This is a genomic window from Salinivibrio sp. SS2 (assembly GCF_001722075.1).
Taxonomy (GTDB): Bacteria; Pseudomonadota; Gammaproteobacteria; order Enterobacterales; family Vibrionaceae; genus Salinivibrio; species Salinivibrio proteolyticus.
In genome coordinates, this window is the sequence record NZ_MEBP01000082.1 from 81,487 (window position 1) to 107,629 (window position 26,143).

Genomic DNA, 26,143 nt, shown 5'->3' on the forward strand with positions numbered 1-26,143 from the left:
TTGCTTAACCCGTCGACTTCAAGAAGAGCGGTCATTTTTATTCTCCATATTTAATGGGAAGTGGCAGGCAAACTTATGGTTTTTGATTTTCTGTGTATGCGGCACTTCAACACATTTACGTTGCGCGTAAGGGCACCGAGGCCCCAAGCGACAACCAATCGGTAAGTGCTGTAACGGAGGAATCGAGCCCGGTAATGTTTCCAATTTACTTTTATGGGGAATATCTTGGCTGAAATCGGGCATCGCACGCAGCAAAGCATCCGTGTAGGGATGATGCGGCGTGGTAAGTATTTGCTCACGGTTACCTGATTCAACCGATTGGCCGCAATACATCACGGTAATACGATCCGCCCACTGTGTTACTAAGGTTAAGTCGTGACTGATCAGCAAAATGGTGGTGTTAGAAAGCTGATTGGTACGACTGAGTAACCGGAAAATCTGCGATTGCGTGATAGGATCGAGGTCGTTAGTTGGCTCATCAGCGATCAACAGGCGAGGGCGGTTGGCAATCGCCATCGCAATCATCACTTTCTGGCATTCCCCATCGGTGAGTTCATACGGATAGCTGTCCATCACCCGTTTATGATCTTTGATGCCCACTTTGTGCAATAAGGCAATCGAGTGCTGTTTGCGCCAGTTTAAACGTTGCCACCAGCTACCTGAAAACGAGGCAGGCGGAATGGCCTCTTCCAGCTGATGCCCGACGACCTCAGAGGGGTCTAAACAGGTCGAGGGCTCTTGAAAGATCATCGCAATGTCTTTACCGACCACATGACGACGTTCTCGTGCTGGAAGCTCAAGTAAATCGATATTACCTAATCGTAACCGGTCGGCGCTCACATGCCAGCTATCTTTGGTGACCCCACAAATGGCTTTGGCGACCAAACTTTTTCCTGAGCCAGATTCTCCCACTAAGCCACGGATCTCTCCGTCATTGATGGTTAGGCTCATACGGTCAACTGCTTTCACCATCCCTTGCGGGGTGTCGATTTCAATGGTCAGGTGACGAATATCTAATAACGGCATTATTCTGTTCCTGCGTTGATAGCTTGGCTGACCCCTTCACCAACAAGGTTAACAACCAAAACGCTAAACGCAATGGCCATTCCCGGGAGTGTAACTGTCCAAGGCGCGGTAAAAATGAGTTCGACCGAATCACCCAGCATCGCGCCCCATTCCGGTGCGGGTGGCTGAGCGCCGAGGCCCAAAAAGCCTAATGCTGCAATATCAAGAATGGCGACGGAAATTGCTCGGGTCATTTCAGTGCTCAGCACCACCGCCATATTCGGGAAAATGGAGTGATAGAGCAGATAAAAGTCGTTGGCACCATCAAGGCGCGCGGCAATGATGTAGTCTTTCTCTATCTCATTGTGTACGGCGGTATACACCGCACGAATAATACGAGGGATCAGAGAGAGCCAGACTGCAAGTAGCACCTGCATTTCTCCCACCCCTAAAAAAGCGACCACAATGATGGCAAGCAACAGCGAAGGAATCGAGAGGATGCTGTCGAGAATATGGTTCAAAAAGCTGGACTTTAGCCCCTTCGTCATGCCGGCTAGTACCCCAATGCCCACACCGACAATACCCGCGCCAATCGCCACCATCAGTGCGTAGCCAAAGGTTAAACGTGAGCCGGCGATCAGGCGAGAGAGCATATCGCGGGTCAGATCGTCTGTGCCCAAGAAGTATTCAATTTGACCCGACTGCACCCAAGACGGCGCCATCAAAAGGTGACCGGTTTGATGCTGTGGACTCCAAGGTGCTAATAAGGGAGCGAATATCGTCACCAAGATCAAGCCGACAAGGCACCAAAAACCAATCACGGCCAGCTTGTTACGACGAAATGCCGCCCACGATCGCTCGAGCTGGGTGGGAATATGCTGCTCGACATAGACATTATTTGAGGGCATACCATTCCTTCCTTACCAGAGGGTTCATAAACGCACCCACAACATCTGAAATGATATTTATCAGTAACACAAAGCCACCAATCACCAGAACGCCAGCTTGAACAGACGCGTAGTCTTTTGCGATCAGGGCATCTAATAGCCAACGACCAATTCCCGGCCAGTTAAATACCGACTCCACAATGATCACGAAGGTGACCATGGTTGATACCAATAAACCAAAATTAGGAATAATGGGTGGAATGGCGTTTTTCATGCCATGACGCAACACGATTTCAGTTTTAGACAGGCCCTTAGTCGCGGCGGCTTTGATGTAATTTTGGCTCATCACATGCGCCATCGAGTTGCGCACCATTTTGATGATTTCTGTGGTAGGCACCACCGCCAGTGTCAGCGTTGGCAAGGCGAGATGACGCATGATATCAGTGGCGACTTTGCCTTGAAGCGGTAAATCCGACAGCCATAAATCCACCAACGCAAAGCCGGTAATATGAGGGATCTCATACAAAAGATTATAGCGCCCAGACACAGGAAACCACTGTAAGTCGAGCGAAAACAGCATGATAAACAAAATAGCCAGCCAGAAGGTGGGAATTGAGAAAACCACCACAGCGAGCGAGGAGATCAGCTTATCTGTTGGCCCTTGACTGCGCAGGCCCGCTAAGGTGCCGAGTGGCACGCCAACCACAAAGCTTATCACCAATGCGGCAAGGCATAGCTCCAAGGTGGCTGGGGCGACATGCGCAAGGGTGACCATTACCGGCTCGCCGTTAGCGGCCATGCCTAAATGCCCCTCCACTAACTGGCGTAGGTAATATAACCAGCCAATCCAGTAATCAAAGCCATGCCATACTGAGTCAGGCGCCAACAGCATAATGTTGTAGCCAACCAAGGTGAGGATCACCAAGGTGATTAGAAACAGATTGAGGCGTCGTAAGGTATAAATCAGCATTAGCGCCCCCGAGATACGTCAGCAAAGCTGTCGGCGCCAAATGGCGTCATGGTTAAGCCTTTTAGGCTTGCGTCACGCACTTGATGTTGAATGCCATGCGCTAAAGGTACGACGGGCATACGACGATTTAGAATGGTTTGTGCTTCGATATACAAGGCCTTGCGCGCCTCGGTATCTTCCGTCGCAATCGCTTCATTGAGTTTTTGATCAAAGTAGCGGTTGCACCAATTTGACATATTCCAGCCAGTAAACTTTGCATTGCATGTCAGTAGTGGACGCAAAAAGGTGTCCGGATCGCCATTGTCTGCCACCCAGCCGGTCAGCACCATGTCATGCGCATCATCGCCTTCGCGAATAGCCACGCGGTTGACTGTTTTCTCCGGAATGATATTGACGCGAATACCAATCGCCCCTAAATCGGCTTGAATCAGTTCCGCCGTTTTTCGTGGGCTCGGGTTAAAAGCGGTGGGTTTCATTGGTACGGTCAAATCAACGCTAAAACCTTGGCGATAGCCCGCTTTAGCAAGGAGTGCGGCGGCCAATTTCGGGTTGTATTCGGTTTGGCTGTTGGGATCGTAAGCCCACGACATGGGCGGCAGCAAACTGGTGGCCGGTGCGCCAGTGCCGTAATACACCGAGCTGAGTAGGGCATTGCGATCAATGGCAAGGTTAATCGCTTGACGGACTTCCACCTCAGACAAGGCCGGATGGCGGGTATTCAAAGAGATAAAGGCGACGTTCATGCCGGTTTGAGATGACAAATGAAAACGCTTGTCATCGACGACCACAGGCAATTGACTAGCAACCGGCGAGGCGAGCACATCGCACTCACCAGTCAGCATTTTTGCTAAGGTGCCTGTGCCACGCGTTGAGACGTCAAATACCACCTGCTCCATGGGTGCTGGGCCCTGCCAATACTGCCAATGGCGACGCAAGCGAATAAATTCGCGTGGTTGAAACTCTGCCAGTGCAAATGGGCCAGTACCGACCGGATAGGTATCTAGCTTTTCTGGGGTGCCAGCAGTAAGAAGTTGATCCGCATACTCTTTCGAGAGGATCACCGAAAAGTTGGTTGCCAAAGTGGATAAAAAAGACACATCAGGGCGTGAGAGCGTAAATTGAACGCGATAAGTGTCCAAAGCTCTTACGTCTTTCAACAACCCCGAGAAGTCCATGCTATCAAACCAAGGGTACTGGCCACCGGAGACAGGATGGTAAGGATGATTGTTGTCGATGAGACGGCGAAATGAAAAGACCACATCATCAGCGTTGAGGTAGCGTGACGGCGTAAACTGCACACTGCGATGAAACGCAACGCCCCGTCGCAGAGAGAACGTGTAGGTTTTACCGTCCTCGCTGACTTCCCAACTTTTCGCCAACATGGGTTCGGGCTGATACGTCTTAGGGTTTAGACGCAAAAGGCGATCGTAAAGCTGGCTCGATAAGGTATCGGCCGTGAGGCCGCCGTCGGTCAATTGAGGGTTAAACGTGGTGGGCTGGCCCGGGCCACAAAAAACAAAGCCACGATTGTCGGCCGCACGTTGGTCCGTGGAGGCATCACAGCCTGCGAGGATCAAGCCGCTGACCCCAAGGATCAAAAATTGGATGAAAACGCGCATAAACCAAGTGAAATCAGCTATCAAAGTAAACCCCGTAATCTACCACCGAAACGGCCTTACCACCAAGCAAAGTAAGGGCAATGTCACGTATCATTTTCCCAGTGATGTACGTATTGGCTTACATCATTGTTCGTCGTTGCCCACATTGTGTTTCCGTAACAGCCCCCTGAGTTGATGGTAGCTGAGGCCGAGTAACTGCGCGGCTTTTCTTTGATGATATTTGGCCTGTGTCATCGCCGCCATCAGCATGGCCTTTTCCATCTCGGTTTGCCACTCCCGCAAATCTACCGGTAACGCAGGGAGCGTCCCGCCTTGGTTGTCGGCCGCCGCATTGGTTTGACGTGGCGAGATCATCTCGGCTTGCCAAGGTGGTGTGAACGGGTCCAGACACAGTGATTCAACCGGCGTATCGGGATCATTGTGACGATACAAGGCGCGTTCCACACTGTTTTTAAGCTCGCGTACATTGCCAGGCCAAGGGTGGGCAAGTAGCTGTGCTTGGGCTTGGGCAGAAAAACCGGCGAAGTAGCTATAGCCTAACTCGACCGCCATTTTTAGAGCGAAATGCTCGGCGAGTAATAAGATGTCTTGTCGCCGCTCACGCAGTGGCGGCAGATGGACAACGTCAAACGCAAGGCGATCTAACAGATCAGGCCGGAAGTCCCCACGCGTTGCCATCGCAGGAAGGTCTTCATTGGTCGCACAAATCAAGCGCACGTCCGCCTGCTTGGGCTGAGATCCTCCCACACGCTCATATTCGCCATACTCAATCACGCGAAGGAGCTTTTCTTGCACGCCCAAGGGGGCGGTGCCGACTTCATCTAAAAATAAGGTGCCACCTTCGGCACGCTCAAAGCGACCCGCATGACGCCCTTTGGCGCTCGTAAAGGCGCCCGCTTCGTGACCAAACAGCTCAGAATCGATCAGACCTTCACTTAATGCGGCGCAATTTAAACTGACGAGGGGCTGAGACCAGCGATGTGATAAATAGTGCAAGCGTTGGGCAATCAGCTCCTTGCCGGTACCGCGCTCGCCAAGGATCAGCACGGGACGATTTAATGGCGCGAGCCGCGAGACGTGGTCCAACACGGCTAAAAAACGATCGGATTCTCCGATTAAATTGTCTTGTTCACGCATGGCGATTTTTACCAAATAGTGGTTTTATTCATCATGGCGCGTTTGATGGCAGGATGCAATAAATTTTAAGTGTCTGAAATATAAAGATTAAAAAGTTGGCACGTTAGTTGATTATACATTGGCTAGCAAACTATGGCTGAGCGATGGCGCTCAGACGAATCAGGCACAATGAGCATGTAATCTACTGCTTTGGTGCATCATTAAGGAGTCTATGATGGGTATTTTTTCTCGTTTCGCTGACATCGTAAATGCTAACGTCAATTCGCTGTTAGATAAGGCAGAGGATCCACAAAAAATGATCCGTCTTATTATTCAAGAGATGGAAGACACGCTGGTCGAAGTACGCACATCGTCCGCGAAAGCGCTCGCGGATAAAAAAGAAGTGGCGCGTAAGATTGAAAACGTCAATCGCCAGCTCCAAGAATGGCAAGATAAAGCCTCCTTGGCGCTGCAAAAAGATCGGGAAGATTTGGCGCGAGCAGCATTAATCGAAAAACAAAAAGCGCATGATATCAAAGTCGCGCTGGAAGAAGAGTTAAGCTTAATCGAAGAAAGTGTCGATAAGCTGAGCGGTGAAATCGCCGCCCTCGAGACCAAACTGACAGATACCCGCGCGCGTCAGCAGTCGCTGGCTATTCGACGTGAAACCGCCGGAAATCGTCGTGACGTGCGTCGCCACTTAGGAAGCGGCCGTGCTGATGAGGCAATGGCAAAGTTTGAACAATATGAGCGTCGTATTGACGAACTAGAAGCGGAAGCAGACAGCTATCAAATGGGCAAAGGCAAGCGACTCGAAGATGAGTTTGCCGATCTGCAAGCTCAAGATGAAATTGAAAAAGAATTGGCGGCATTAAAAGCCAAAATGAACGATAAGCAATAACAACCACGATAGGAGCGAACATGTCATCATTCTTTTTAGGCATACCACTGGCGATTTTCTTGCTATTTGTCGCCCCGTTGTGGCTGATGCTGCACTATCGTAGTAAGCGTCAAATTGGGCAAGGCTTGAGTGGACAAGATTATGAAACGCTGCAATCACTTGCGCAGCGTGCTGAAAAGCTGCAAACCCGTGTGGATAACCTCGAGCGTTTGCTCGATGCTGAAGCACCCCAATGGAGGCAACGCGCATGAGTCAAACCCTGTATCGTGACCCGGAAAATGGACGCATTGGCGGTGTGTGCGCTGGCATTGCCAATTACTTTGGCATGGAAACCTGGTTGGTGCGTATCTTGACGGTTTCTGCGTTTCTGATTGGTTTTGGCTTTTTTGTGATTGTCGCGTATATCGCTGCGATGTTGATCCTCGATAAAAAGCCGACCCAGCCTGATGAACAACCCGATGCGACACCGCAGCCTGAACACCAAGTGAAACAAAAGGCGTGGCAATCGGGAAAGCCGGCGAGCCAACTGATTGCGGATCTCGATCGCGAGTTTAGCGAGATGGAAGCAAAAGTTGGCCAGATGGAAGCTTATGTCACCTCTTCGGCATTCAATGTCGACCAAGCCTTTAAAAAGCTGTAAAGCATTTATGACTTAACAGCTACACAGAACCTATTCACGCTGTCCCATCGGATTCCTCTCGGGACAGCGTGGTCATAAAGGAGTCAATCTAACCGATGCCATCAGTGAAAAGGCGCGTAAAGCAGTGGGTAAGCCGCGGGGCTGACCGTCATGTGCGTCTCGCCGTTACCGGTTTATCTCGCGCGGGTAAAACCGCGTTTATTACCTCACTCATTAATCAGCTGACCCATTTAGGCACCCAGCCAAACTTGCCGTTACTGCAACTGGTGCAGCAAGGGCGCGCGCTGGGCGCACGTCGTGAGCCACACCCTCACATGCATCTTTCCGCGTTTGATTATGAAAACGCCATGCATGCCCTGCAAATGACACCGCCGACGTGGCCCTCGCCAACGCGAGATGTGAGTGAAGTGAGAGTGGCCGTGCGCTATCGCCCTCAATCTGCCGCCATGCGCGCGTTGAATGACATGGCTACCTTGTATGTCGATATTGTCGATTATCCGGGCGAATGGTTGTTGGACTTACCCTTGCTGAGCCAAAGTTACCCCCAGTGGTCGCAAAAGCAGTCCAGCATGTTAACGGGGAAACGCGCGGAACTTGCCAAGGTGTGGCAAGCGAAAGCGGCTCAACTGGACCCGCTTGCGCCGGCAGATGAAAAACAATTGGCAGAGGTCGCGGCAAGCTTTACTGATTTTTTGCATGCTTGCAAAGCGCATGGTGGCTTACATTGGGTTCAGCCGGGACGGTTCGTGTTACCCGGTGAATTAGCCGGCGCGCCGGTCGTGCAGTTCTTCCCTTGGGTGGGTGCATTAACTGACGATATCAAAGCCAAAGCAGACAAGCACACTAACTATGGCTTACTCAAAGCACGCTACGACTATTATTGTGAGCACGTGGTGGCTCAGTTCTACCGCGAGCATTTCGCTAAGATCGATCGCCAAGTGATCTTGGTCGATACGTTGCAGCCGCTCAATGTGGGGCCGGATGCCTTTCACGATATGCGTTTGGCGGTTGAGCAATTAATGCAGAGCTTTAAATATGGTAAATCTGGGTTGCTCAAACGGCTGTTCTCCCCGCGGATCGATAAAGTCTTGTTTGCGGCAACCAAAGCCGATCACGTTACGCCCGAACAACATCCGAATATGGTCAGCTTACTGCAACAAATTGTCCACCAAGCATGGCAACAAGCGGCTTTCGAAGGCATAGAGATGCGCTGCCAAAGTGTCGCATCCGTGGCGGCAACGACGCCCGGTTTCGTTGATGTCAAAGGCACCCAACACGCTGCACTGAAAGGCGAATTAGACGACGGCTCGGGGGTAACACTGTATCCGGGCGATGTACCAAACCAACTCCCCGATGCGGATTTTTGGCAACATCAAGGCTTTGATTTTCCATCATTTAGGCCGCCTCATGTGCCATTAGATGCGCCGTTGCCACACATCCGCATGGACAAAGCGCTCGACTATTTGCTCGGCGACAAATTTCGATAAGAGAGGGTGAGATGACGCAATATAAACCCAAGCAGACGTTTACTCATCATGGCGATAATGATGAGGCGAGTGCTTTTCATGATGTGAAACACCGTGCTGAATTTGATGCACAGGCTGACTTTTTACCGGAAGCCACGTCGACACTCGAATCGGATCTGGAAACGACGCTGACCCCTACGCGCAGGCGTCGCCGTGTGTGGCCTTTTTTGGTGTTACTCGGAGTACTCTTGGCGGTTGTGCAGTCCGGTGTGAGTGTGTACCAATCGTGGCAGTCACAAGATTGGCTGAGTTTAGCGTGGCAAAGCTTATTGGTGGCGGTGGCCGCGACTGGGCTTGCGGTGCTGGGCCGTGAATGGCGAGCCATGCGTAAGTTAGTGCAGCGCGAGCAAACCCGCCAACATGCCGAGCAATTACTGGCTTCTGAGTCGGTTGGGCAGGGAGAGACCTTTTGTCGGACGCTGGCTGAGCGCACACAGCAAACCCATACTGCAGGGTTTGCCCACTGGCAAAGCCAAATCTCGGCCACGCATAACGATGGCGAAGTGTTGGCCTTGTATGAGCAAAATGTGTTAACCGACCAAGATAAAGCTGCGCGGTTATTAGTGACCAAATACGCGCAAGAAGCGGCACTTATGGTAGCGGTCAGCCCACTTGCGATTGCCGATATGTTGCTGGTGGCCTGGCGCAACTTGCATTTAATGACACGGATTGCGCAGATTTACGGTATTCAATTGGGTGTCAAAGCACGCTTCACCTTGCTAAAAATGGTGCTAACCAATATGGCCTTGGCAGGCGCCAGTGAGGCGATGACCGATGTGGGATTTGATGTCCTGTCGGTGAACATGGCCGGTCGCGTTTCCGGACGTGTGGCGCAAGGCTTGGGGATTGGGCTGCTGACGGCACGCTTGGGTCTTAAAACCATGACCTTAATGCGTCCGCTGCCTTGGCATGGCCAGCCCGCTCCGAGTTTGTCACAACTTCGTCGCGAGTTAGTTAAACGGCTTTTGGGTAAAGCTGAACGCTCAGCGTCGTAATGGGTCGCCCTTGGCCGCGAACTCGTCGCGATGCCAAGGGCGCGACAGACTCTCAGATCTGTTAGGTAATTCAACTTTATAATCAAAAATTTACCCAAACGGACAGTGTGCTACAAACGTGATATCAGGTGGCAAAAATCGCATCAGGGCTTGACTGTTTCCGCCAACCCGCTCAAACTCCGCTTCAGTGTCAACTTATCCTGACAGCTAATTCGGCTCCGACAGATAAACTGTTTGACCTTTTACCTAACTGACTGATGAGTGCCGTTTTTTTAACCCACTCATCCAACGATGTGACGAGCCGGTATTGGGTATCACTGTCAAGTTACAGGAATCCATTATGAGACTGAAAGTCTGTTGTGAAGACAGAATCGGGCTAACGCGCGAACTACTCGATATCTTGGTACGGCGTGAAATCGATCTGCGTGGTATCGAGATCGATCAAGTCGGCATTATCTACCTCAATTGCCCTGAAATTGAATTCGAAGCCTTCAGCCAACTAATGTCTGAAATCCGTTTGATTTCAGGCGTGACCGATGTGCGTAAAATCCAGTTTCTGCCTGCCGAACGCGAGCACCGTGAACTGCGCGCTCTGCTCGAAAGTCTGACTGATCCTGTGTTCTCGATTAACCTCGATGGTTATATCGATATGGCCAATAAAGCGGCACTGGATTTGATTAGCTCAAGCGAGCATCAATTAGTGGGCGAGCACGCCAACAGTGTGTTCCCTGATTTTCAATTTTCTCACTGGTTAGAAAAAGAAGAAGCAAGCCAAAGTTGCCGCATGGTTGTGATGGCCGGGCTCGACTTTCTGATGGAAGTGATGCCGGTTCACATTAACGATGAGAGTGATCAGCCCGTGCTGGTCAGCGCCGTTGTCCAGCTCAAGCAAGTGGCAATGAACAATACGCCACAAACCGTGTTCCGTACCCCTAGCGATCACGGTTTTGAGCATTTGGTAGGCCAATCTAACAAGTTTAAACAGCTGATTAGTCAAGCGAAAAAGCTTGCCATGCTCGACGCGCCATTATTAATCCAAGGTGAAACGGGTACCGGCAAGGAGATGATCGCTCGGGCTTGTCATCGCCATTCGCTGCGTGCGGATAAGCCGTTCTTATTGGTCAACTGTGTGTCTATGCCAGATAACGCCGCCGAAACTGAATTATTTGGTATGGCGGCGGCGGAAAATGGCGGCACAGCCAAAAAAGGGATTCTTGAGCAAGCTGATGGCGGGACGGTTTTCTTGTATGAAGTCGGCGAAATGAGCCGTCATCTGCAAGTAAAACTATTGCGTTTTATGCAAGATGGCACCTTCCGTCGCGTTGGCGAAGAGCGTGAAATGCACGTTGATGTGCGCGTGATTTGCTCGACACAAAAGAATCTGCCTGAACTGGTCGCGGCGCAGCAATTCCGTGAAGACTTGTTCTATCGGCTTAATGTCTTGTCGTTGACCGTGCCTCCTTTGCGCGAGCGTACCGCAGACGTCATGCCTTTGGCTGAACTATTTATCAAACAGTTCGCCGCCGATTTGGGGCAATCTAAACCACGAATTGATAACGCACTGGCTGATTACCTAACCCACTATGCGTGGCCGGGTAATATTCGTCAGCTTCGCAATATTTTGCTTCATGCTATGACCCAAATTGACGCAGAAGTGATGACGATCGACGACGTTCAGTTACCAGAGATCGAAAATACCCAATTCATCAGTGAAGAGTCATTGGATGGTTCGCTGGATGAAATCATGAAGCGGTATGAATCGGGGATCTTAAATAATCTCTATCGGAGTTATCCGTCGACCCGAAAACTTGCCAAACGCTTGGACGTGTCGCATACCGCGATTGCGAATAAGCTGCGTGACTACGGGATTGGCAAAAAGTAGTCAACTCGACGCGCACTAAGCGGGCCCCTCTAGGGGCTCGCCTTGCTCAAGTGCCAACAAGGCGTGCTTGAGCTCAGCGCCATAACGGTAATCACCCACTTGGTGGTGCTCGTTAAGGACACGATGGCAAGGGATGATGATAGGAATCGGATTCATGTTGCAGGCCATCGATACAGCACTGAGCATATGTGGCTCACCCAGTGCAGCAGCTAACTCTCGGTAGGTGCAGGTATCACCGTAGGGGATCTGCTGTATTTGCTGCCACAAACGACATTGAAACGGGCTGCCTTCCGGGCACAAGGGCAGTGAAAATTCAGTCCGTTGCCCTGAGAGGTACTCGAACAGCTGCGTTTTGTAGCGGTGGAGTGCTCTTGGGTCATGTTGCCACTCACGGCTGGGCTCAAAGGGGTGATACACCGACAAGGTCAGCTGTCTTAGTCCGTGTTCGTCCGCTAATAAGCTGATTTGCCCTAGCGGTGTTGTCATGCAGTCAAAAAACATAATCGTTCGGAACCACAGAATGTCTGATCCCAGTATAAGCCGTTTCCCGCGTATCATTGTCGATGATTTACGGATTGATGCGATCTGTCACGAAGACGTGACGCGTATTGTTCAATACTTCCAGCGTAATCGCACTTTCTTGACCCCGTGGGAGCCGACACGCACCGATGGTTTTTATACCGAGCAGGGCTGGAAACGCCGCGTATTGCAATTGATGGAGTTGCAAAAACACCAGCTGGCTTATTACTTTTTAATCGCGAAGCCAACTTCACCGCAGGTGCTAGGTGTGATCTCTTACACCAGCATGATGCAGTATCCGTCTTACTCATGCACTGTGGGTTACTCATTAGATGAGCTCGCTCAAGGGCAGGGAATTATGCGGCGCGCGTTATCAGCCACCAACCAATGGCTGTTTGATAACGTGAATATGCATCGCGTCTGCGCCTCTTATATGCCGAAAAATGAAAAAAGCGCCAAGGTGTTAGAAGCGGTTGGGTTTGAGCGCGAAGGGCGTGCGCGCGATTATTTGCTGATTAACGGACACTGGGAAGATCATATCTTAATGGCCCACATTAACCCGCGTTGGCAGCCACCTCGTCCTGAGAGCACGCAAAACGCGACCTCTCTTGGCTAACGGTTGGTGACGAAAAAGGGCGCCGCAGCGCCCTTGGTCATGGCTGATAGCCTCAATCATTTCACGGTCAGAACACGCATCGTGTTGGTTGAGCCGATCACTTCCATTTGATCACCTTGGGTCATAATGACCTGATCCCCTTCATCCAAGAAGCCACCTTCTTTGAGGGTTTGCAGCGCGCGCTCGGCGACTTGTAGGCCAGCTCCGCTATCACTGTCAAAGTACACCGGTGTGACCCCCCGATACAGCGCGGCACGGTTGAGTGTGTGCTCGTGACGTGAGAGCGCGAAGATAGGTTTACCTGACGAAATACGCGACATCATTAGGGCGGTTCGGCCCGACTCGGTCAACGAGACCATGGCTTTCACCCCTTTCATATGGTTCGCCGCATACATGGTCGCCATCGAAACCGTCTCTTCTTGGCTATCAAATTGACGATCCAGACGGTGATTCGACACATTGACGGACGGCATTTTTTCCGCCCCCATACAGACTTCGGCCATAGACCGAACGGTTTCTACGGGGTATTGCCCCGCCGCGGTTTCTGCAGAAAGCATGACGGCATCTGTTCCATCGAGGACGGCGTTCGCTACATCCATGACTTCCGCACGAGTTGGCATTGGCGCCGAAATCATCGACTCCATCATCTGAGTTGCTGTGATCACCAAACGGTTCATGCTACGGGCGCGGCGAATCAATTGCTTTTGGACCCCTACCAATTCAGGGTCGCCAATTTCAACGCCTAAATCGCCACGTGCCACCATCACCACATCTGATGCTTCGATGATGTCATCAATGCTGGCTTCGCTTGCCACGGTTTCAGCACGCTCAACTTTGGCGACCAATCGCGCCTCAAGGCCTGCGTCGCGGGCCAAGGTACGCGCGTAATTCATATCTTGACCGTTGCGCGGGAACGAAATTGCTAAGTAATCCACGCCAATTTTGGCGGCAGTATGAATGTCTTGTTTATCTTTTTCAGTCAATGCCGGCGCCGATAGACCGCCCCCCTTTTTATTGATGCCCTTGTTGTTCGACAGCTTGCCACCGACCGTCACTTCGGTATGCACTTTCGCGCCGTCTACCGCCAACACTTTGAGTTGAACTCGGCCATCATCAAGCAACAGGATATCGCCATTGGTCACATCCTGAGGGAGCGCTTTGTAGTCGAGGCCGACTGCATCTTGATCACCCATACCCGGTGATAAGTCACCGTCTAGAGTAAATTTATCACCAACAGCCAGTTGGATTGCTCCGTCTTTAAAGGTCGATACACGGATTTTCGGCCCTTGTAGGTCGCCTAAAATACCGACATGATGACCTAATTTGGCCGCAATGGCTCGTACCTGTTCGGCACGCTTAATATGATCTTCTGCACTGCCGTGAGAAAAGTTGAGGCGAACCACGTTTGCGCCTGCCTTAATCACTGCTTCTAACACATCATCTTTATCAGTGGCAGGGCCGAGTGTTGTAACTATCTTGGTTCTTCTCAGTTTTGCAGACATGTTTAACTCCTGTTTTCATTGGGCTACGCCCAGACCGCGCATAGACCTGGATAGTGAGGTGCAACAGTAAAAACATCATGAAGCTCAACGTGCAACCAAGCACATTGCATCCAGTGTAGCGCAGGGAAAGCGTCGATCGTGTGACACAAAAAAGGAGTGCCGTGGGCACTCCTGCGTATTAAGTCAACGACTCTTTGTGAAAGCGTGAATCGCGAATCGCGTCTTTCACACGTTTTAAGTTTTCTCTAAACCCTGGACCGCGGCGAAGCGTGAAGCCAGTCGCTAGCACATCAATGACGGTCATTTGCACGACGCGACTCGCCATGGGCATATAGACGTCGGTATCTTCCGGGACATCAAGCTGAATGGTGTGTGAACACACTTTATCCAGCGGTGAGTCACGCTGGGTAATGCCGATAACCGTCGCGCCGTTTTCACGCGCTAAGTTTGCCACATCGACCAAGCTTTTAGTGCGGCCAGTGTGCGAGATCACCACCACGACGTCCCCATCGTTACAGTTAATACAGCTCATACGCTGCATCACGATGTCGTTGAAGCAAACAATGGGGATGTTAAAGCGGAAAAATTTGTTTTGTGCGTCATGCGCAACCGACGCCGAAGCACCGAGGCCGAAAAAAGCGATCTTTTTGGCTTGGGTCAGTAAATCCACCGCGCGATTAATTTGGTGGGTATCGATACTGTTTTTCGCGACATCCAAGCAGGCCATGGTGGATTCAAAAATTTTAGCGGTATAAGCGTCAGCACCATCGTTTTCTTCTACGTTACGATTGACGTAAGGTGTCCCGTTCGCGAGGCTTTGTGCAAGGTGCAATTTAAAATCAGGAAAACCCTTGGTGTCGAGTCGGCGACAGAAGCGGTTCACGGTTGGCTCACTCACATCCGCCATCTTAGCCAGTGTGGCAATGCTAGAGTGGATCGCTGTTTGTGGCGAGGCAACAATCACCTCAGCAACTTTTCTTTCAGATTTGCTGAAGTTTTCGAGATTTTTTTGTATTTTTTCCAGAGTATTCATTCGAGTTACCGCTTAAGTTCGTGACCAGAATGTAAAACAATCGTGACGTTATCCACGATCCAAATTCGATGTTAACTACGTATATCAACACGGTTTTTGACTACCGTTTCGTGGCATTTAGTCTATCTTCTCGCGCCTGCTAATGACATTATTATGACCATTCGAGCATGAAAACTTTGTCGCCATTCACGCTTTTGGTTATTTCCTTTCAGGATCACGGAATATATTTACAGCGTGAAATAAATAATAGACCAAAATAGGCGAAATAACGGCGCTGTTATCCATTACATTGAAAAATAATTACGTAACAAAAGGAGTGACTGTGACGGGTTTTAAAATAGGTATTTGTGGCTGTGGTTGGTTAGGCACGTCTTTGGCCAAACAGTTACTGGCTGCGGGCCATCATGTTGTAGGGACAAAGCGTGATGCGGCTGATGCACGGGCGCTCAGCGAGACGCTTGGGTGCGACGTGGTGCCGTTTGATGTGATGAAACCCGATTACACCTCCGCGGCATCCTTACTTGGCTGCGATATCGTCGTAATCAACATTGCTGCCGGACGGCGGGACGTAGACTTCAATGCCTATCAAGCGGCCATGACCGCATTTATCGACACATTGTTTGCCGCCGAGGTTAAGCATGTCCTCTTTATTAGCACCACCTCTGTGTATGGTGATTTGAAAGGGCAGGTGACAGAACACTCGACGCCGGTACCACAGACTGCATCTGGACAAGCTCACCACGCGATTGAAGCGCACCTTCGTGCCCATTATGGCGATACCTCGACGGTGCTGCGTTTGGCTGGATTGATTGGTGGAGACCGTCATCCGTCGAAAACATTGGCGGGACGAAGCGACTTGGCAGGTGCCAATGAGCCAGTCAATTTGGTGCACCGAGCGGATGTAATTAGCACCATTGCCGCAATTGTTCATCAGCAACAATGGGGAAACACCTTTCACCTGTGTGCAGAGCTTCATCCTCCCAAAGCGACGTATTATCCGTGGGCCGCACGGGAAATGGGCCTAACGCCGCCGCAATTTACCGTCAGTGCGGGGGATGGTAAATGGATTGATGCTTCAGAAACGTTAAAGGCCCTTGGCTTGACGTTGCGATATGGCTCGCCCTATCAAATGATTGCCAATGGTGCTGTTAGCCCTGATTAAACACGGTGAGCGAAGATAAGTGCGCCCAAGATAAATAAGCAAAGATCAAAAGCGGTTAGTGCCGTTAAAAAAAGAAAAGCCCACACAAGGTGGGCAAAAAAATAAAGGTAGAGACAAACAAACTCTAAAGTGAGTAGAAAAAGCAGCAGCAGGTCGGAAAGAAAGATAAATCATGCGCCCTCAATCGCTGAGGGAGATAAGGCATTTCTTACCGATGCACCCATTAGGACTGGGCGAAATTGAAGAAGTTCCTTAGGTTGAGAAAAACTGGCAATTATTTATTAATTCGTGATTTTTCTCACAAAAAAGCGTGCATTATAGGAGGTGAATGGCAATATTTCTTTTGTCTCGTCACCGACTTAGCGTGGCGAGTTAGCATGTTGATGCGGCGCTGATTGAGTGCACGCACATAAAAAAGCCCACAAGCAACGAGCGAGTGGGCGTAGAAGAAAAGTCTTCTAGAAAAAGCAGTGGCACAGAGTGTGACCGCCATTAATGCGAAAGGGTTCCCAATTTTGCACAAAAAATCGCCTTTTTCTCCTCGTTGCATATTGACGTTGCTCTTTTGCCCCTGACATTCAGTGTCATAGCGGGGATTGGCGGCAGAAATCACCATCCTATTTTTTACCAACCACCATACGCTATCGATTCGTTGCCTTGTGCTACTCGGTATCGAGTGACTCCTTTTCACCACGATAAGTCGTCCAAATACATGACCGAGTGTCGCTCGGAACAGTGCCTACCACACGTCTTGCTCATAACACCGTTGAACCTACCGCGCTCGATATTCAGGAATGTGATGTTACTCATGTGATGATGGTGTGTTTCTATCTTGTTAAACCTGACATTGCGTTATAAAGTTAAACAAGCGTTTAATACAGGTGAATGAAAATGGCAGGACGAGGCGAAACCAAAGCAAAAATTCTGGATGCCGCGGAGCAACTCTTCGCCGAGCATGGGTTTAAGGAAACCTCACTTCGAACGATTACCGGCAAAGCGGGCGTTAACCTCGCGTCGGTGAACTACCATTTTGGGGATAAAAAATCACTGGTTCGGGCAGTATTAAGCCGTTATCTCGAGGCGTTCATGCCCGCGCTCGGAGAGCAACTGCAAGCGCTGCTCAGTGAGCCCCATTGTACGATGGAGCAAGTGTTTGCCTGTGCAAAACAACCTGTGCTTGCTCTTGATAAGTATCGCCCACATGGCGCCGCGACATTTATGCAGCTGATTGGACGTGGGTACAGCGATGTACAAGGGCACCTGCGTTGGTTTATCACCACCCGCTATGAGCATGTGCTCTCATTGTTTAATCAAGCGGTACGCAAAGCCAATCCAGACCTTACGTCAGAAGCGGTTTTCTGGCACTTACATTTCACCTTGGGCGCGGCGATTTTCACCATGGCGTCGAGTGAGGCATTGCGCGACATCGCCGAAAACGATTTTGGACGCACGTTAGATTCAGAAGCGATCGTTGACCGACTTATTCCGTATCTAGCTGCAGGGATGAACGCCAAATCAAGACAAGCGTCGCAAGATAACATCGTGGCATTTGCCGCAGAGTAACGCACGATTACCTTTGGGCTGATGGCGAAAAAATAAGCGCAAGGGACAGTCAAAGAGCGATGGGATTTAAGCCGTGCATCGCGCTGTTGTAACAACCCGTAAGCGGCACCCTAAGTGCCAAGTGAAAACCCGTTCTGGTCGCACAATAACACCAAAAAGAGTGCAACCATGATCAACAAAAGGACCTGAATCATGAGCTCTCAAACGTCAATGCGTCGATCACTGATTAGTGATAAAGCGTTTTCTTTCTTCAAAAAGGTACTGCCGCCGCTATCAGCGACCGAGCGTGAGGCGATGGAAGCCGGTAGCGTATGGTGGGACGGCGAGTTGTTCTCCGGCTCGCCAGATTGGCAAACCCTACACCAGTACGGCAAGCCATCGTTAACCGCAGACGAGCAAGCCTTTATCGATAACCAGCTGGAAACGCTGCTGGCGATGCTCGACGACTTTAAAATCGTTCAAGAGCAAAAAGACCTGCCGGAAGAAGTGTGGGAATACCTCAAAAAAGAGCGCTTCTTTTCACTGATCATCCCCAAAGAATACGGCGGCCTCGCGTTCTCGGCGCTTGCCAACTCGACCATTGTATCGCGCATTGCCACTCGTAGTTTAAGTGCCGCAGTGACCGTGATGGTGCCAAACTCTTTGGGGCCGGGTGAACTACTGACTCACTATGGTACCCAAGAACAGCGTGATTATTGGTTGCCTCGCTTAGCGGATGGCCGTGAAGTGCCCTGTTTTGGCCTGACAGGCCCAGAAGCCGGTTCGGATGCGGGAAGCATTCCTGACCGTGGCGTGGTTTGCATGGGCGAATACGAGGGCAAAGAAGTGCTGGGTATTCGCTTAAGCTGGAACAAGCGTTACATTACTCTCGCGCCGGTGGCCACTGTGGTTGGTCTGGCATTTAAACTGGACGACCCTGACGGCATGCTCGGCGAGAAAAAAGAGCTTGGGATCACCTGTGCGCTGGTGCCTGCAGATCATCCCGGCGTTGAAATTGGCGATCGCCACAACCCGCTCAACATGGCGTTTATGAACGGTACTACCAAGGGCGAAGATGTCTTCATCCCTATCGATTGGGTGATCGGGGGCAAAGATTACGTCGGCCGCGGCTGGCGGATGCTGGTGGAATGCTTATCAGCAGGGCGCGGCATCTCCTTACCGGCGTTGGGTACGGCAGTGGGCCATTTGGCTAGCCGAACCACGGGTGCATACAGCTATGTGCGTAAACAGTTCGGGATGCATATTGGTCGTTTTGAAGGGGTCGCCGAAGCGTTGGGACGGATGGGCGGATTGACCTATTTGCTCGAATCGACCCGCACGTTGACCACCACGGCGCTCGACAAAGGTGAGAAGCCAGCGATTATCACCGCGATCTCGAAATACCACATGACAGAGCTGGCGCGCACCATCTTAAACGATGCCATGGATATCCATGCTGGGCGTGCAATCCAATTGGGGCCACTTAACTATATTGGCCATCACTACTTTGGGATTCCGGTCGCGATCACGGTAGAAGGGGCCAACATTTTGACCCGTAACCTGATGATCTTTGGTCAAGGGGCGACCCGTTGTCACCCATATGTACTCAAAGAAATGGAAGCGGCGGCGAACCCTGACCAAGAAGCTGGTGCGCAAGCGTTCGATAAGCTGCTGTTTAAGCACATCGGTCACGCCAGTAAAAACAGTGTGTTGGGCTTGGTTAACGCGCTAACCGGCTCCCTGACCAATCGCGCGCCAGTGAGTGGCGAAACGGCGAAATACTACCGTCATCTGACACGAATGAGCCGAGCATTGGCTGTGACCACCGATGTTGCCATGTTGGCCCTCGGCGGTGAGCTTAAACGCCGTGAAATGCTCTCAGCCCGTTTGGGTGATGTGTTAAGTCATCTTTATATGGCTTCTGCAGTACTGAAGCGCTTTGAAGATGAAGGACGTCCGCGTGCCGATTTGCCAATGGTGCACTATGCGCTGCAATACTGTTTAGCTCAGTGTGCAAAAGCCTTTGATGGCGCATTTAATAACTTCCCACGTAACGGTGTGGGTCGCAGCTTACGTGTACTTCTCTTCCCGTTGGGCATGCACTACAAAATGCCATCGGATAAATTGCTTAACCAAATTGCAGAGCAGCTGATGACACCGAGCACGGATCGCGATCGCTGGACACACATTTGCTATGTGGGTGACAAGCCTGAAGATCCTGTTGCCGTGATGGAGCGTGCCTTTGTAGCAATGTGGGAATCACGCGATACCGACAAGGCGTTGATCAAAGCCGCCAAAGCGAAGCAAATCGACGGGAAAGCCAGCTTGGCTGATCGCTCACAGCAGGCCGTGGATCAAAACATCATTACCGCGCAAGCACGAGAGAAATTGCTTGAGGCTGATGCGCTACGTGCATATGCGGTTCAAGTTGATGATTTTAAAGCGGAATGGTTTGCATCTAGCCAGCTAGAAGGTGGTGCGATTAAAAAGCCGAACCCAAACAAAGCGGCTTAACTGCAAAGAAAACCGCACCATGACGACAAAAGGCGCTTGCCTCGGCAGGCGCTTTTTTATGAGACAGCGGCTTACTATGACTGCTCCAACCAGTGTGATTAATGTCACACAAATGATGCAAGTCTGCTCTTTTTTACTTATTATGTTCCTTGGCAGTGTCGTGATGGCAAGACGCCAACATCGATCAAGCGTGTCGAACTAAAGAGGTAAGTCACTGTGAGTAAAATCCATCAACCACGAGATACAGACGCTAGCTCAACCCCAACCCCCCCTGAATTTGGCTTAACCGGTAACATTGCGTTTAACTGGGGCCAACACATCTTCTCGAATGCGTGGGAGCAAAGTGGCAATAAAGAAAACGCGCAAGACAATGATAAATTCATCTCGCCGAACCCTTATGCCTCTTGGTTTATGTATTGGCCGCTTAACCGCCGTCGTTAAGAGTGCGTCTTTGCGCCATTTCGGTGGCGCTGATCGCGATCTCGTCCACTAATCTTGTCTGCAACACCTCCAACCACTGGATATTTTCGTCATTTTTCCGCAAAAGGGGATGCATAGGTCGGCGTTAGTAATTATCCTTAGCCTCAATTTTGTGAGGGACGTTGAATATGATCATCAAACCTAAAATTCGCGGATTTATCTGTACGACCACCCATCCGATCGGCTGTGAAGCCAATGTAAAAGAAAAAATTGACTACACCAAAGCGCAAGGCCCGATTGCCAATGCGCCAAAGCGTGTCTTGGTGGTAGGGGCATCCAGCGGTTATGGCTTGTCCTCACGCATTGCGGCTGCCTTCGGTGGCGGTGCGGCAACCATTGGTGTGTTCTTTGAAAAACCAGGCACCGAGAAAAAGCCTGGCACCGCTGGCTGGTACAACTCTGCCGCATTCGACAAGTTTGCCAAGCAAGAAGGCCTGTATTCCAAAAGCCTGAACGGCGATGCGTTCTCGCATGAAGCTAAGCAAAAAACCATTGATTTGATCAAACAAGATTTGGGGCAAATCGATATGGTTGTCTATTCACTGGCTTCGCCAGTGCGTAAGCTACCTGACAGCGGCGAGCTGGTGCGCTCATCACTCAAACCAATCGGTGAGACCTATACCTCAACCGCCGTTGACACCAACAAAGATGAAATCATCGAAGCCAGTGTCGAGCCGGCTACCGAGCAAGAAATTCAAGATACCGTCACCGTGATGGGCGGTGAAGACTGGGAGCTTTGGATTAACGCACTGAACGACGCTGGTGTATTGGCCGAAGGCTGCAAAACCGTCGCGTACAGCTATATCGGTACCGAGCTCACTTGGCCTATCTACTGGGAAGGTGCGCTGGGTAAAGCGAAAATGGACCTCGATCGCGCCGCAAAAGCACTGAACAATACGCTCTCGGCAAAAGGCGGTAGTGCCAACGTCGCCGTATTGAAAAGCGTGGTCACCCAAGCGAGCTCGGCTATTCCAGTTATGCCGCTATATATCGCCATGGTATTCAAAAAAATGCGTCAAGAGGGCGTCCATGAAGGTTGCATGGAGCAAATCCATCGCATGTTCACCCAACGCCTCTATAAAGACGATAACAGCGCCCCAGAGGTAGACAGCGAAAACCGTCTGCGTTTAGATGACTGGGAACTGCGTGACAATATTCAGCAGCACTGCCGTGACTTGTGGCCACAGATCACCACTGATAACCTCAGTGAGCTGACTGACTACAAAGAATACAAAGCTGAATTCCTAAAACTGTTTGGTTTTGGTGTTGAAGGCGTAGACTACGAGGCAGACATCAGCCCCGTGGTTGAATTTGATGTCGAAAACATCTAAAACGGTTTAAAAAACACACCAAAGAGGCCAGTCTAACGCTGGCCTCTTTTTTATTGGCTGAAAGCTGACCAAACGCACCGCGAATGTTGGTTTTTTACTTTACAAGCCAACGGGAAACCCATATTATACGCCGCGTTCCGGAGGGATGGCTGAGCGGTTGAAAGCACCGGTCTTGAAAACCGGCAAGGGTTAATAGCCCTTCTAGGGTTCAAATCCCTATCCCTCCGCCACATACCGAAAAGCCGCTGAGAAATCAGCGGCTTTTTTCGTTTTCTGCCCCGCAATCATGCAAATCCTGACATTGCCAACATTTTAGACGCCTCTGTCTAAACACCTTTCTCATGCTCTGGTAGTCTACGTCCCTTAAATATCTCCCGCACATGGTCTTTTGGATGCCGCCAACCGAAGGGCGGTAGCATGGACGTTAAAGCAAATCCATTGGGCTTGTGATATCCCACCTCGTTCCCACGCTCCTGCGTGGTAACGAGTTATGGATCAGTTTTGATCGTTGGGGTGAGTGTGAATTCCTGAGCCGAGATGAAAGTATGCACACTTTCGCAGATAAGGTGATTGCTTCGTGCGTTAAAAATGTTTTTAATCATAAGTAGTTAGATAAAAAAGGCGCGTATAACGGTTTGGGAAAATCGAGCGCGCGCACTAATACAATGTTAGCCATAGGTGTGGATAATTTGTGAGCAATTTAGACCATCATAAACAAGCATTTAATAGCGTTGGCTGGTTTATCCCTCCTTACGTGCAGCTTGGCTATTTAGGGCGGGTCGCACAGCAAATCAAGGAAGGTAAAATCTGTGATAGGACTTTAGCAAGCCATCTCGCGCAGATTTACTCCCCCGAAAATCTAGCGGCAATGGTCTCTGAACGCTATCACTCAGTTCCGTACATCAACGAATACTGCGAGACCATAGCCGAGTGCGTTGAGGCCCATTTTTTGGGGCTCAACCATATTGCTGTATCTGGCCTAATGCCAGTAATTGAGGGGGCTGGTCGCAAGCTCGCAGACAGTCGCTCTGTGCCAGTAACAAGCATCAAGAGCGTATTTCAAAATTTAGCGGCTGATTGCAAAAAAGATGTTATAGCTAACAATATCGGTGCGGTAGGCGAAATTGTTTCAATGATGGATGCCTTCATAGAATTTACCGACAATAACTTGTACATCAATTCAAACAGCTACCCCTTGAGTGACAATACTAACAGGCACGGTATATTGCACGGTGCTTTTAGTGATGCTGACTATGGTGAGCCTTTAAGCTTTTTCAAGTCTATCGGAGCTATTGATTTTCTTTGCTTTGTTTCCGCTTTGCGGGCGCCGATATCGTGTTTTGCCCCGTCGCCTACAGAGGCGTCCAAGAAACTTGCCGCGTACTACTGGTTGTGCGTTCAACTTGGGCAAAGAAAGCCAACTGCGGCTAACGCTGCCATGCACGCGACAAGCGCGTGATGGCAGCGTTAGGTTTCATGGGAGAGTTATCGTGACAGAAAAGAGTTTTTTGATTGAACATGGGGCATCTATCATCGCAGTTTCCGCTTCTTTGTTGACCGCAATTGTAACCCTCTCTTTTAATTGGTTTAGTAAAGTCACAGACCATACGTTTCAAGAAAAAAAAGAAGCTCTCAAGAGAGAAGTGGAATTCAAAAACAACTATGTCATAGAACCAATTATGTCTTTCATGAAGAAAGATATAATAATGGCTCAGGCTGTATATGCTAAAGGCTTGAATAGTAGCGAAGGTGTCGTAATTGATTGTTCAACTCAGGGTGAGAATTTATATATTGCGTCATTGGCTGCTTCAATCAGCTCTGAGTTGGCAGAAAAAGTGAGATTGTATGGGCATGAAAAAGTTTCCTTAAATACTTACGCACTAGCTCCCAGTAAAGAAGAGGGTAAAGACTTAAACAAAGCGTATAAATGCCTTCGCAAATTAGAGCTGTATGCTAGTGAAATCATCACAGACCTGTGTGAGCATTGTACAGGAACAAGAGAAAAAACCTAACACATATATGAGCCCTTCTCCGGTCAATAGGCAATAGCATTTTTTTGGCTGCGTAGCAGCCAATGCTCTCGAACAACAAAGTCGTCTACTTCGCTCTGTCATTTCCGCCATTAAGTCATTGCTTACGGCAAACACATATAGAAGGTCTCTTACAGCGATCTCACCGCTGCCTGCCAATCCTGTGACAGGGCCATTAGACATGACTTCCCGTTCCCACGCAGGAGCGTGGGAACGAGTTATAGAGAGTGACTTTTCCGTGGTCATCCACCGCGTGAAGAGAAAAGTGGTGCTCGGTGCGATCAACGCCAAAAAGAATTGAGTAGACATGGTTACCTCCGATATTAAAGGCCACATCTAAGTGTGGCAGATCTTTAAGAGGGGGAATCCATGTCATTCGTTAGCATTACAAACCACCAAAGTAAGGAGAATTTAATGGAAACTTTCAAAGCATCAGTTCAATACAACGACCTAAAAGGTAGCGCGGCAGCTGATCGCGCCGATATGACTGATGCCGCCAAGTGGTTAAAGGATAACGGCCATATAAACGATGAGTTTGTTGTGGGCATTTCAATGTGGGCTGGTGAAAACCATGGTACACATGAAGATCCGGTAAGCGTCAAGTTCTTAGTCACAGAGTTAGTTGGCTACGATAATATCCCAGAAATGCTCGAAGCCTCTGGTGAGCCTATTCAGGTTAAAGAAATTCGCGTTGACATGAATATTGCTGATTTCTTCGCACTCTTTAAGCGTTTCGAAGTAACTCTCTCAAATGGCGGCTTGATTGAAGGTAAAACATATACATCGAGTTAAAGAATAATGCTAACAAGGCCAGCCAAACCGCTGCGCGCTTTGCCTGCCCCTGCTGGCGGCGTTAGGTGTCATAAAAAGGAGAAATTCATGGAACACGTAGATTTATTTCCATTGTTACACAATAGGATGAATAAAGAAGAGGAATCAGTTCCCGAATATATTGGTGAATTTGATGGAGTATCTTCGTTGCCCAAAGGAGATTATCCAGCCATTTACTTTTGGGTTGATCGCGATAATTCAAATAGTGTCAGACTCTCCTTTAACACGCCAAAGCTTGAACGTTGGTGTATGGAAGAGGCAGTAGCCAATGGCTTTAACGCAGATTCGATCGAACCAAATGTAGAGCAAGCTCTGGCTACATTGCAACAATGTTAGTACACCAGCTTTTGAAGCCATGATTGCAGAGATGTTAAATTCTGAACTTGACTCACCAAACCCAGAAAATTCACAAGTAACAGAGTCTTCTAAACCTAAACAGTGGTGGAGGTTTTGGTGAAAAACACCTAACAAAACGCTTTAAATCTGATTCGCAAACGCGCGCCATTTTCGCTTCGCTCTAATCTTGGCACACGTTCACTCACAGTTTAAGCGGGCGTTAAGCGTACAAAATTAGACGACTTGGAGGTAACGGTAGGTATTGAAGCGAGAGCAGTGATCTCGTTCGGATTGGAAGTGAATATTGAAATGAAAGCGAAAGCCATAATGGAGGTAGTCATGGAAAATCTGATCGTATTTACTACATGCGTTTGGTGCGGGGTGGCGTTTCTGCGGGCCTGGTGGGACACTTTCAATCCGAGCGAGAGATCAGTAATTGTGAATTGCCTTCCCGATCCAGGAGAAACGAGAGGAGGTTCGATTCCTTCTCCCCGCACCATAATTTACGTAGCGCGCTTTGTAGCAGTAGCGCTTAACAAGGCCAGTCACGGCGACGGATTTTTCTTTGCGGCTGCGCCTAAATTACAAAGCCGCGCGTGCTGGCGGCGTTAAGTGTATCTAATGGATGATCGAGCATTTTTAAAACTTATTGAGTTCCTACAACAGGTCCCAGCAATTGATGGATCTGTAACCCTCCCTGTTTTAG

At 49.9% G+C, this 26,143-nt stretch carries 25 protein-coding genes and 1 tRNA gene; 17 read left to right on the forward strand and 9 right to left on the reverse strand.

The annotated features are described in order from the left end of the window. Positions 1-18 precede the first annotated feature (18 nt). From BGK46_RS09670 to pspF, 5 genes are all read right to left on the reverse strand, one after another. On the reverse strand, positions 19-1,026 hold the full coding sequence (locus BGK46_RS09670; RefSeq protein WP_069588884.1) for an oligopeptide/dipeptide ABC transporter ATP-binding protein: 1,008 nt from the start codon (positions 1,024-1,026) through the stop codon (positions 19-21). Continuing rightward, the gene (sapC, locus tag BGK46_RS09675; RefSeq protein ID WP_069588887.1) at positions 1,026-1,913 is read right to left on the reverse strand and encodes a putrescine export ABC transporter permease SapC; all 888 of its coding nucleotides are present in this window, start codon (positions 1,911-1,913) and stop codon (positions 1,026-1,028) included. Before sapC ends, BGK46_RS09670 begins: the two co-directional genes overlap by 1 nt. Further along, positions 1,900-2,862: an ABC transporter permease gene (locus BGK46_RS09680; protein ID WP_069588888.1), complete on the reverse strand. Its 963-nt coding sequence runs from the start codon at positions 2,860-2,862 to the stop codon at positions 1,900-1,902. Before BGK46_RS09680 ends, sapC begins: the two co-directional genes overlap by 14 nt. Then, positions 2,862-4,481, reverse strand: a complete 1,620-nt coding sequence (sapA, locus tag BGK46_RS09685; RefSeq protein ID WP_069588889.1) for an ABC transporter substrate-binding protein SapA — start codon at positions 4,479-4,481, stop codon at positions 2,862-2,864. The genes BGK46_RS09680 and sapA overlap by 1 nt, the downstream gene beginning before the upstream one ends. 123 nt (positions 4,482-4,604) lie before the next feature. Beyond that, complete coding sequence (pspF, locus tag BGK46_RS09690; RefSeq protein WP_069588890.1) at positions 4,605-5,618, reverse strand: phage shock protein operon transcriptional activator; 1,014 nt, start codon at positions 5,616-5,618, stop codon at positions 4,605-4,607. A 214-nt stretch (positions 5,619-5,832) separates the two neighbouring features. Here pspF and pspA point away from each other — a divergent pair, with 214 nt between their 5' ends. The 6 genes from pspA (at position 5,833) to tyrR (ending at position 11,541) form a co-directional block, all read left to right on the forward strand. Beyond that, a complete protein-coding gene (pspA, locus tag BGK46_RS09695; protein WP_069588891.1) occupies positions 5,833-6,498 on the forward strand; it encodes a phage shock protein PspA in 666 nt (221 codons plus the stop codon). 20 nt (positions 6,499-6,518) lie between these two features. Continuing rightward, a complete protein-coding gene (gene pspB / locus BGK46_RS09700) occupies positions 6,519-6,749 on the forward strand; it encodes an envelope stress response membrane protein PspB (protein ID WP_069588893.1) in 231 nt (76 codons plus the stop codon). Beyond that, positions 6,746-7,138 (forward strand): envelope stress response membrane protein PspC, encoded by a 393-nt coding sequence (gene pspC, locus BGK46_RS09705; RefSeq protein ID WP_069588895.1) that lies wholly within the window; start codon positions 6,746-6,748, stop codon positions 7,136-7,138. The genes pspB and pspC overlap by 4 nt, the downstream gene beginning before the upstream one ends. 95 nt (positions 7,139-7,233) lie before the next feature. Then, positions 7,234-8,625, forward strand: coding sequence for a YcjX family protein (locus BGK46_RS09710; RefSeq protein WP_069588897.1), 1,392 nt, complete (start codon positions 7,234-7,236; stop codon positions 8,623-8,625). A gap of 11 nt (positions 8,626-8,636) precedes the next feature. Further along, positions 8,637-9,659, forward strand: a complete 1,023-nt coding sequence (locus tag BGK46_RS09715; protein ID WP_069588899.1) for a YcjF family protein — start codon at positions 8,637-8,639, stop codon at positions 9,657-9,659. A gap of 340 nt (positions 9,660-9,999) precedes the next feature. After that, positions 10,000-11,541 carry a transcriptional regulator TyrR gene (gene tyrR, locus BGK46_RS09720; RefSeq protein ID WP_069588901.1) on the forward strand — a complete coding sequence of 514 codons (1,542 nt, stop codon included), beginning with the start codon at positions 10,000-10,002 and terminating at the stop codon, positions 11,539-11,541. Between the two features lie 15 nt (positions 11,542-11,556). Here the strand turns inward: tyrR and BGK46_RS09725 are convergent, their stop codons facing one another. Next, positions 11,557-12,027, reverse strand: coding sequence for a methylated-DNA--[protein]-cysteine S-methyltransferase (locus BGK46_RS09725; protein WP_240531871.1), 471 nt, complete (start codon positions 12,025-12,027; stop codon positions 11,557-11,559). Positions 12,028-12,061: 34 nt separating this feature from the next. Between BGK46_RS09725 and BGK46_RS09730 the strand changes: the two genes are divergently transcribed. Next, positions 12,062-12,676: a GNAT family N-acetyltransferase gene (locus BGK46_RS09730; RefSeq protein WP_069588905.1), complete on the forward strand. Its 615-nt coding sequence runs from the start codon at positions 12,062-12,064 to the stop codon at positions 12,674-12,676. A 56-nt stretch (positions 12,677-12,732) separates the two neighbouring features. On the opposite strand, the gene pyk is transcribed toward BGK46_RS09730, so the two are convergent. Continuing rightward, complete coding sequence (gene pyk, locus BGK46_RS09735) at positions 12,733-14,178, reverse strand: pyruvate kinase (RefSeq protein WP_069588907.1); 1,446 nt, start codon at positions 14,176-14,178, stop codon at positions 12,733-12,735. Positions 14,179-14,356: 178 nt separating this feature from the next. Beyond that, the gene (locus tag BGK46_RS09740) at positions 14,357-15,211 is read right to left on the reverse strand and encodes a MurR/RpiR family transcriptional regulator (RefSeq protein ID WP_069588909.1); all 855 of its coding nucleotides are present in this window, start codon (positions 15,209-15,211) and stop codon (positions 14,357-14,359) included. A 322-nt stretch (positions 15,212-15,533) separates the two neighbouring features. Between BGK46_RS09740 and BGK46_RS09745 the strand changes: the two genes are divergently transcribed. The 8 genes from BGK46_RS09745 to BGK46_RS09780 all read left to right on the forward strand — a co-directional run bounded on the left by BGK46_RS09745 (position 15,534) and on the right by BGK46_RS09780 (position 24,252). Further along, on the forward strand, positions 15,534-16,373 hold the full coding sequence (locus BGK46_RS09745) for an SDR family oxidoreductase (RefSeq protein WP_175418649.1): 840 nt from the start codon (positions 15,534-15,536) through the stop codon (positions 16,371-16,373). An 891-nt stretch (positions 16,374-17,264) separates the two neighbouring features. After that, the gene (locus tag BGK46_RS09750; protein WP_069588910.1) at positions 17,265-17,936 is read left to right on the forward strand and encodes a TetR/AcrR family transcriptional regulator; all 672 of its coding nucleotides are present in this window, start codon (positions 17,265-17,267) and stop codon (positions 17,934-17,936) included. 192 nt (positions 17,937-18,128) lie between these two features. Next, positions 18,129-20,429 (forward strand): acyl-CoA dehydrogenase, encoded by a 2,301-nt coding sequence (locus tag BGK46_RS09755; RefSeq protein ID WP_069588912.1) that lies wholly within the window; start codon positions 18,129-18,131, stop codon positions 20,427-20,429. Positions 20,430-20,645: 216 nt separating this feature from the next. Next, positions 20,646-20,870, forward strand: coding sequence for a hypothetical protein (locus BGK46_RS09760; RefSeq protein ID WP_069588915.1), 225 nt, complete (start codon positions 20,646-20,648; stop codon positions 20,868-20,870). A gap of 167 nt (positions 20,871-21,037) precedes the next feature. Continuing rightward, the gene (gene fabV / locus BGK46_RS09765; RefSeq protein WP_069588916.1) at positions 21,038-22,240 is read left to right on the forward strand and encodes an enoyl-ACP reductase FabV; all 1,203 of its coding nucleotides are present in this window, start codon (positions 21,038-21,040) and stop codon (positions 22,238-22,240) included. Positions 22,241-22,379: 139 nt separating this feature from the next. After that, a tRNA-Ser gene (locus tag BGK46_RS09770) sits at positions 22,380-22,470 on the forward strand. A gap of 461 nt (positions 22,471-22,931) precedes the next feature. Further along, on the forward strand, positions 22,932-23,699 hold the full coding sequence (locus BGK46_RS09775; protein WP_069588918.1) for a hypothetical protein: 768 nt from the start codon (positions 22,932-22,934) through the stop codon (positions 23,697-23,699). A gap of 31 nt (positions 23,700-23,730) precedes the next feature. After that, positions 23,731-24,252, forward strand: a complete 522-nt coding sequence (locus BGK46_RS09780; protein WP_069588919.1) for a hypothetical protein — start codon at positions 23,731-23,733, stop codon at positions 24,250-24,252. Between the two features lie 193 nt (positions 24,253-24,445). On the opposite strand, the gene BGK46_RS17440 is transcribed toward BGK46_RS09780, so the two are convergent. Next, entirely contained in the window at positions 24,446-24,646 is a 201-nt protein-coding gene (locus BGK46_RS17440) for a hypothetical protein (RefSeq protein WP_139130762.1), read from the reverse strand. A 38-nt stretch (positions 24,647-24,684) separates the two neighbouring features. Here BGK46_RS17440 and BGK46_RS09785 point away from each other — a divergent pair, with 38 nt between their 5' ends. Both BGK46_RS09785 and BGK46_RS09790 read left to right on the forward strand, forming a co-directional pair. Further along, positions 24,685-25,062, forward strand: a complete 378-nt coding sequence (locus BGK46_RS09785; protein ID WP_069588920.1) for a hypothetical protein — start codon at positions 24,685-24,687, stop codon at positions 25,060-25,062. Positions 25,063-25,149: 87 nt separating this feature from the next. Continuing rightward, positions 25,150-25,437 carry a hypothetical protein gene (locus tag BGK46_RS09790; protein WP_254659681.1) on the forward strand — a complete coding sequence of 96 codons (288 nt, stop codon included), beginning with the start codon at positions 25,150-25,152 and terminating at the stop codon, positions 25,435-25,437. The last annotated feature ends 706 nt before the right edge of the window (positions 25,438-26,143 follow it).

What these genes read in the sequence shown, in the direction of transcription:
- BGK46_RS09670 (WP_069588884.1), bottom strand. Translation starts at nt 1,026, where the DNA reads ATGCCGTTATTAGATATTCGTCACCTGACCATTGAAATCGACACCCCG.
- sapC (WP_069588887.1), bottom strand. Translation starts at nt 1,913, where the DNA reads ATGCCCTCAAATAATGTCTATGTCGAGCAGCATATTCCCACCCAGCTC.
- BGK46_RS09680 (WP_069588888.1), bottom strand. Translation starts at nt 2,862, where the DNA reads ATGCTGATTTATACCTTACGACGCCTCAATCTGTTTCTAATCACCTTG.
- sapA (WP_069588889.1), bottom strand. Translation starts at nt 4,481, where the DNA reads ATGCGCGTTTTCATCCAATTTTTGATCCTTGGGGTCAGCGGCTTGATC.
- pspF (WP_069588890.1), bottom strand. Translation starts at nt 5,618, where the DNA reads ATGCGTGAACAAGACAATTTAATCGGAGAATCCGATCGTTTTTTAGCC.
- pspA (WP_069588891.1), top strand. Translation starts at nt 5,833, where the DNA reads ATGGGTATTTTTTCTCGTTTCGCTGACATCGTAAATGCTAACGTCAAT.
- pspB (WP_069588893.1), top strand. Translation starts at nt 6,519, where the DNA reads ATGTCATCATTCTTTTTAGGCATACCACTGGCGATTTTCTTGCTATTT.
- pspC (WP_069588895.1), top strand. Translation starts at nt 6,746, where the DNA reads ATGAGTCAAACCCTGTATCGTGACCCGGAAAATGGACGCATTGGCGGT.
- BGK46_RS09710 (WP_069588897.1), top strand. Translation starts at nt 7,234, where the DNA reads ATGCCATCAGTGAAAAGGCGCGTAAAGCAGTGGGTAAGCCGCGGGGCT.
- BGK46_RS09715 (WP_069588899.1), top strand. Translation starts at nt 8,637, where the DNA reads ATGACGCAATATAAACCCAAGCAGACGTTTACTCATCATGGCGATAAT.
- tyrR (WP_069588901.1), top strand. Translation starts at nt 10,000, where the DNA reads ATGAGACTGAAAGTCTGTTGTGAAGACAGAATCGGGCTAACGCGCGAA.
- BGK46_RS09725 (WP_240531871.1), bottom strand. Translation starts at nt 12,027, where the DNA reads ATGACAACACCGCTAGGGCAAATCAGCTTATTAGCGGACGAACACGGA.
- BGK46_RS09730 (WP_069588905.1), top strand. Translation starts at nt 12,062, where the DNA reads ATGTCTGATCCCAGTATAAGCCGTTTCCCGCGTATCATTGTCGATGAT.
- pyk (WP_069588907.1), bottom strand. Translation starts at nt 14,178, where the DNA reads ATGTCTGCAAAACTGAGAAGAACCAAGATAGTTACAACACTCGGCCCT.
- BGK46_RS09740 (WP_069588909.1), bottom strand. Translation starts at nt 15,211, where the DNA reads ATGAATACTCTGGAAAAAATACAAAAAAATCTCGAAAACTTCAGCAAA.
- BGK46_RS09750 (WP_069588910.1), top strand. Translation starts at nt 17,265, where the DNA reads ATGGCAGGACGAGGCGAAACCAAAGCAAAAATTCTGGATGCCGCGGAG.
- BGK46_RS09755 (WP_069588912.1), top strand. Translation starts at nt 18,129, where the DNA reads ATGAGCTCTCAAACGTCAATGCGTCGATCACTGATTAGTGATAAAGCG.
- fabV (WP_069588916.1), top strand. Translation starts at nt 21,038, where the DNA reads ATGATCATCAAACCTAAAATTCGCGGATTTATCTGTACGACCACCCAT.
- BGK46_RS17440 (WP_139130762.1), bottom strand. Translation starts at nt 24,646, where the DNA reads ATGACATGGATTCCCCCTCTTAAAGATCTGCCACACTTAGATGTGGCC.
- BGK46_RS09785 (WP_069588920.1), top strand. Translation starts at nt 24,685, where the DNA reads ATGGAAACTTTCAAAGCATCAGTTCAATACAACGACCTAAAAGGTAGC.
- BGK46_RS09790 (WP_254659681.1), top strand. Translation starts at nt 25,150, where the DNA reads ATGGAACACGTAGATTTATTTCCATTGTTACACAATAGGATGAATAAA.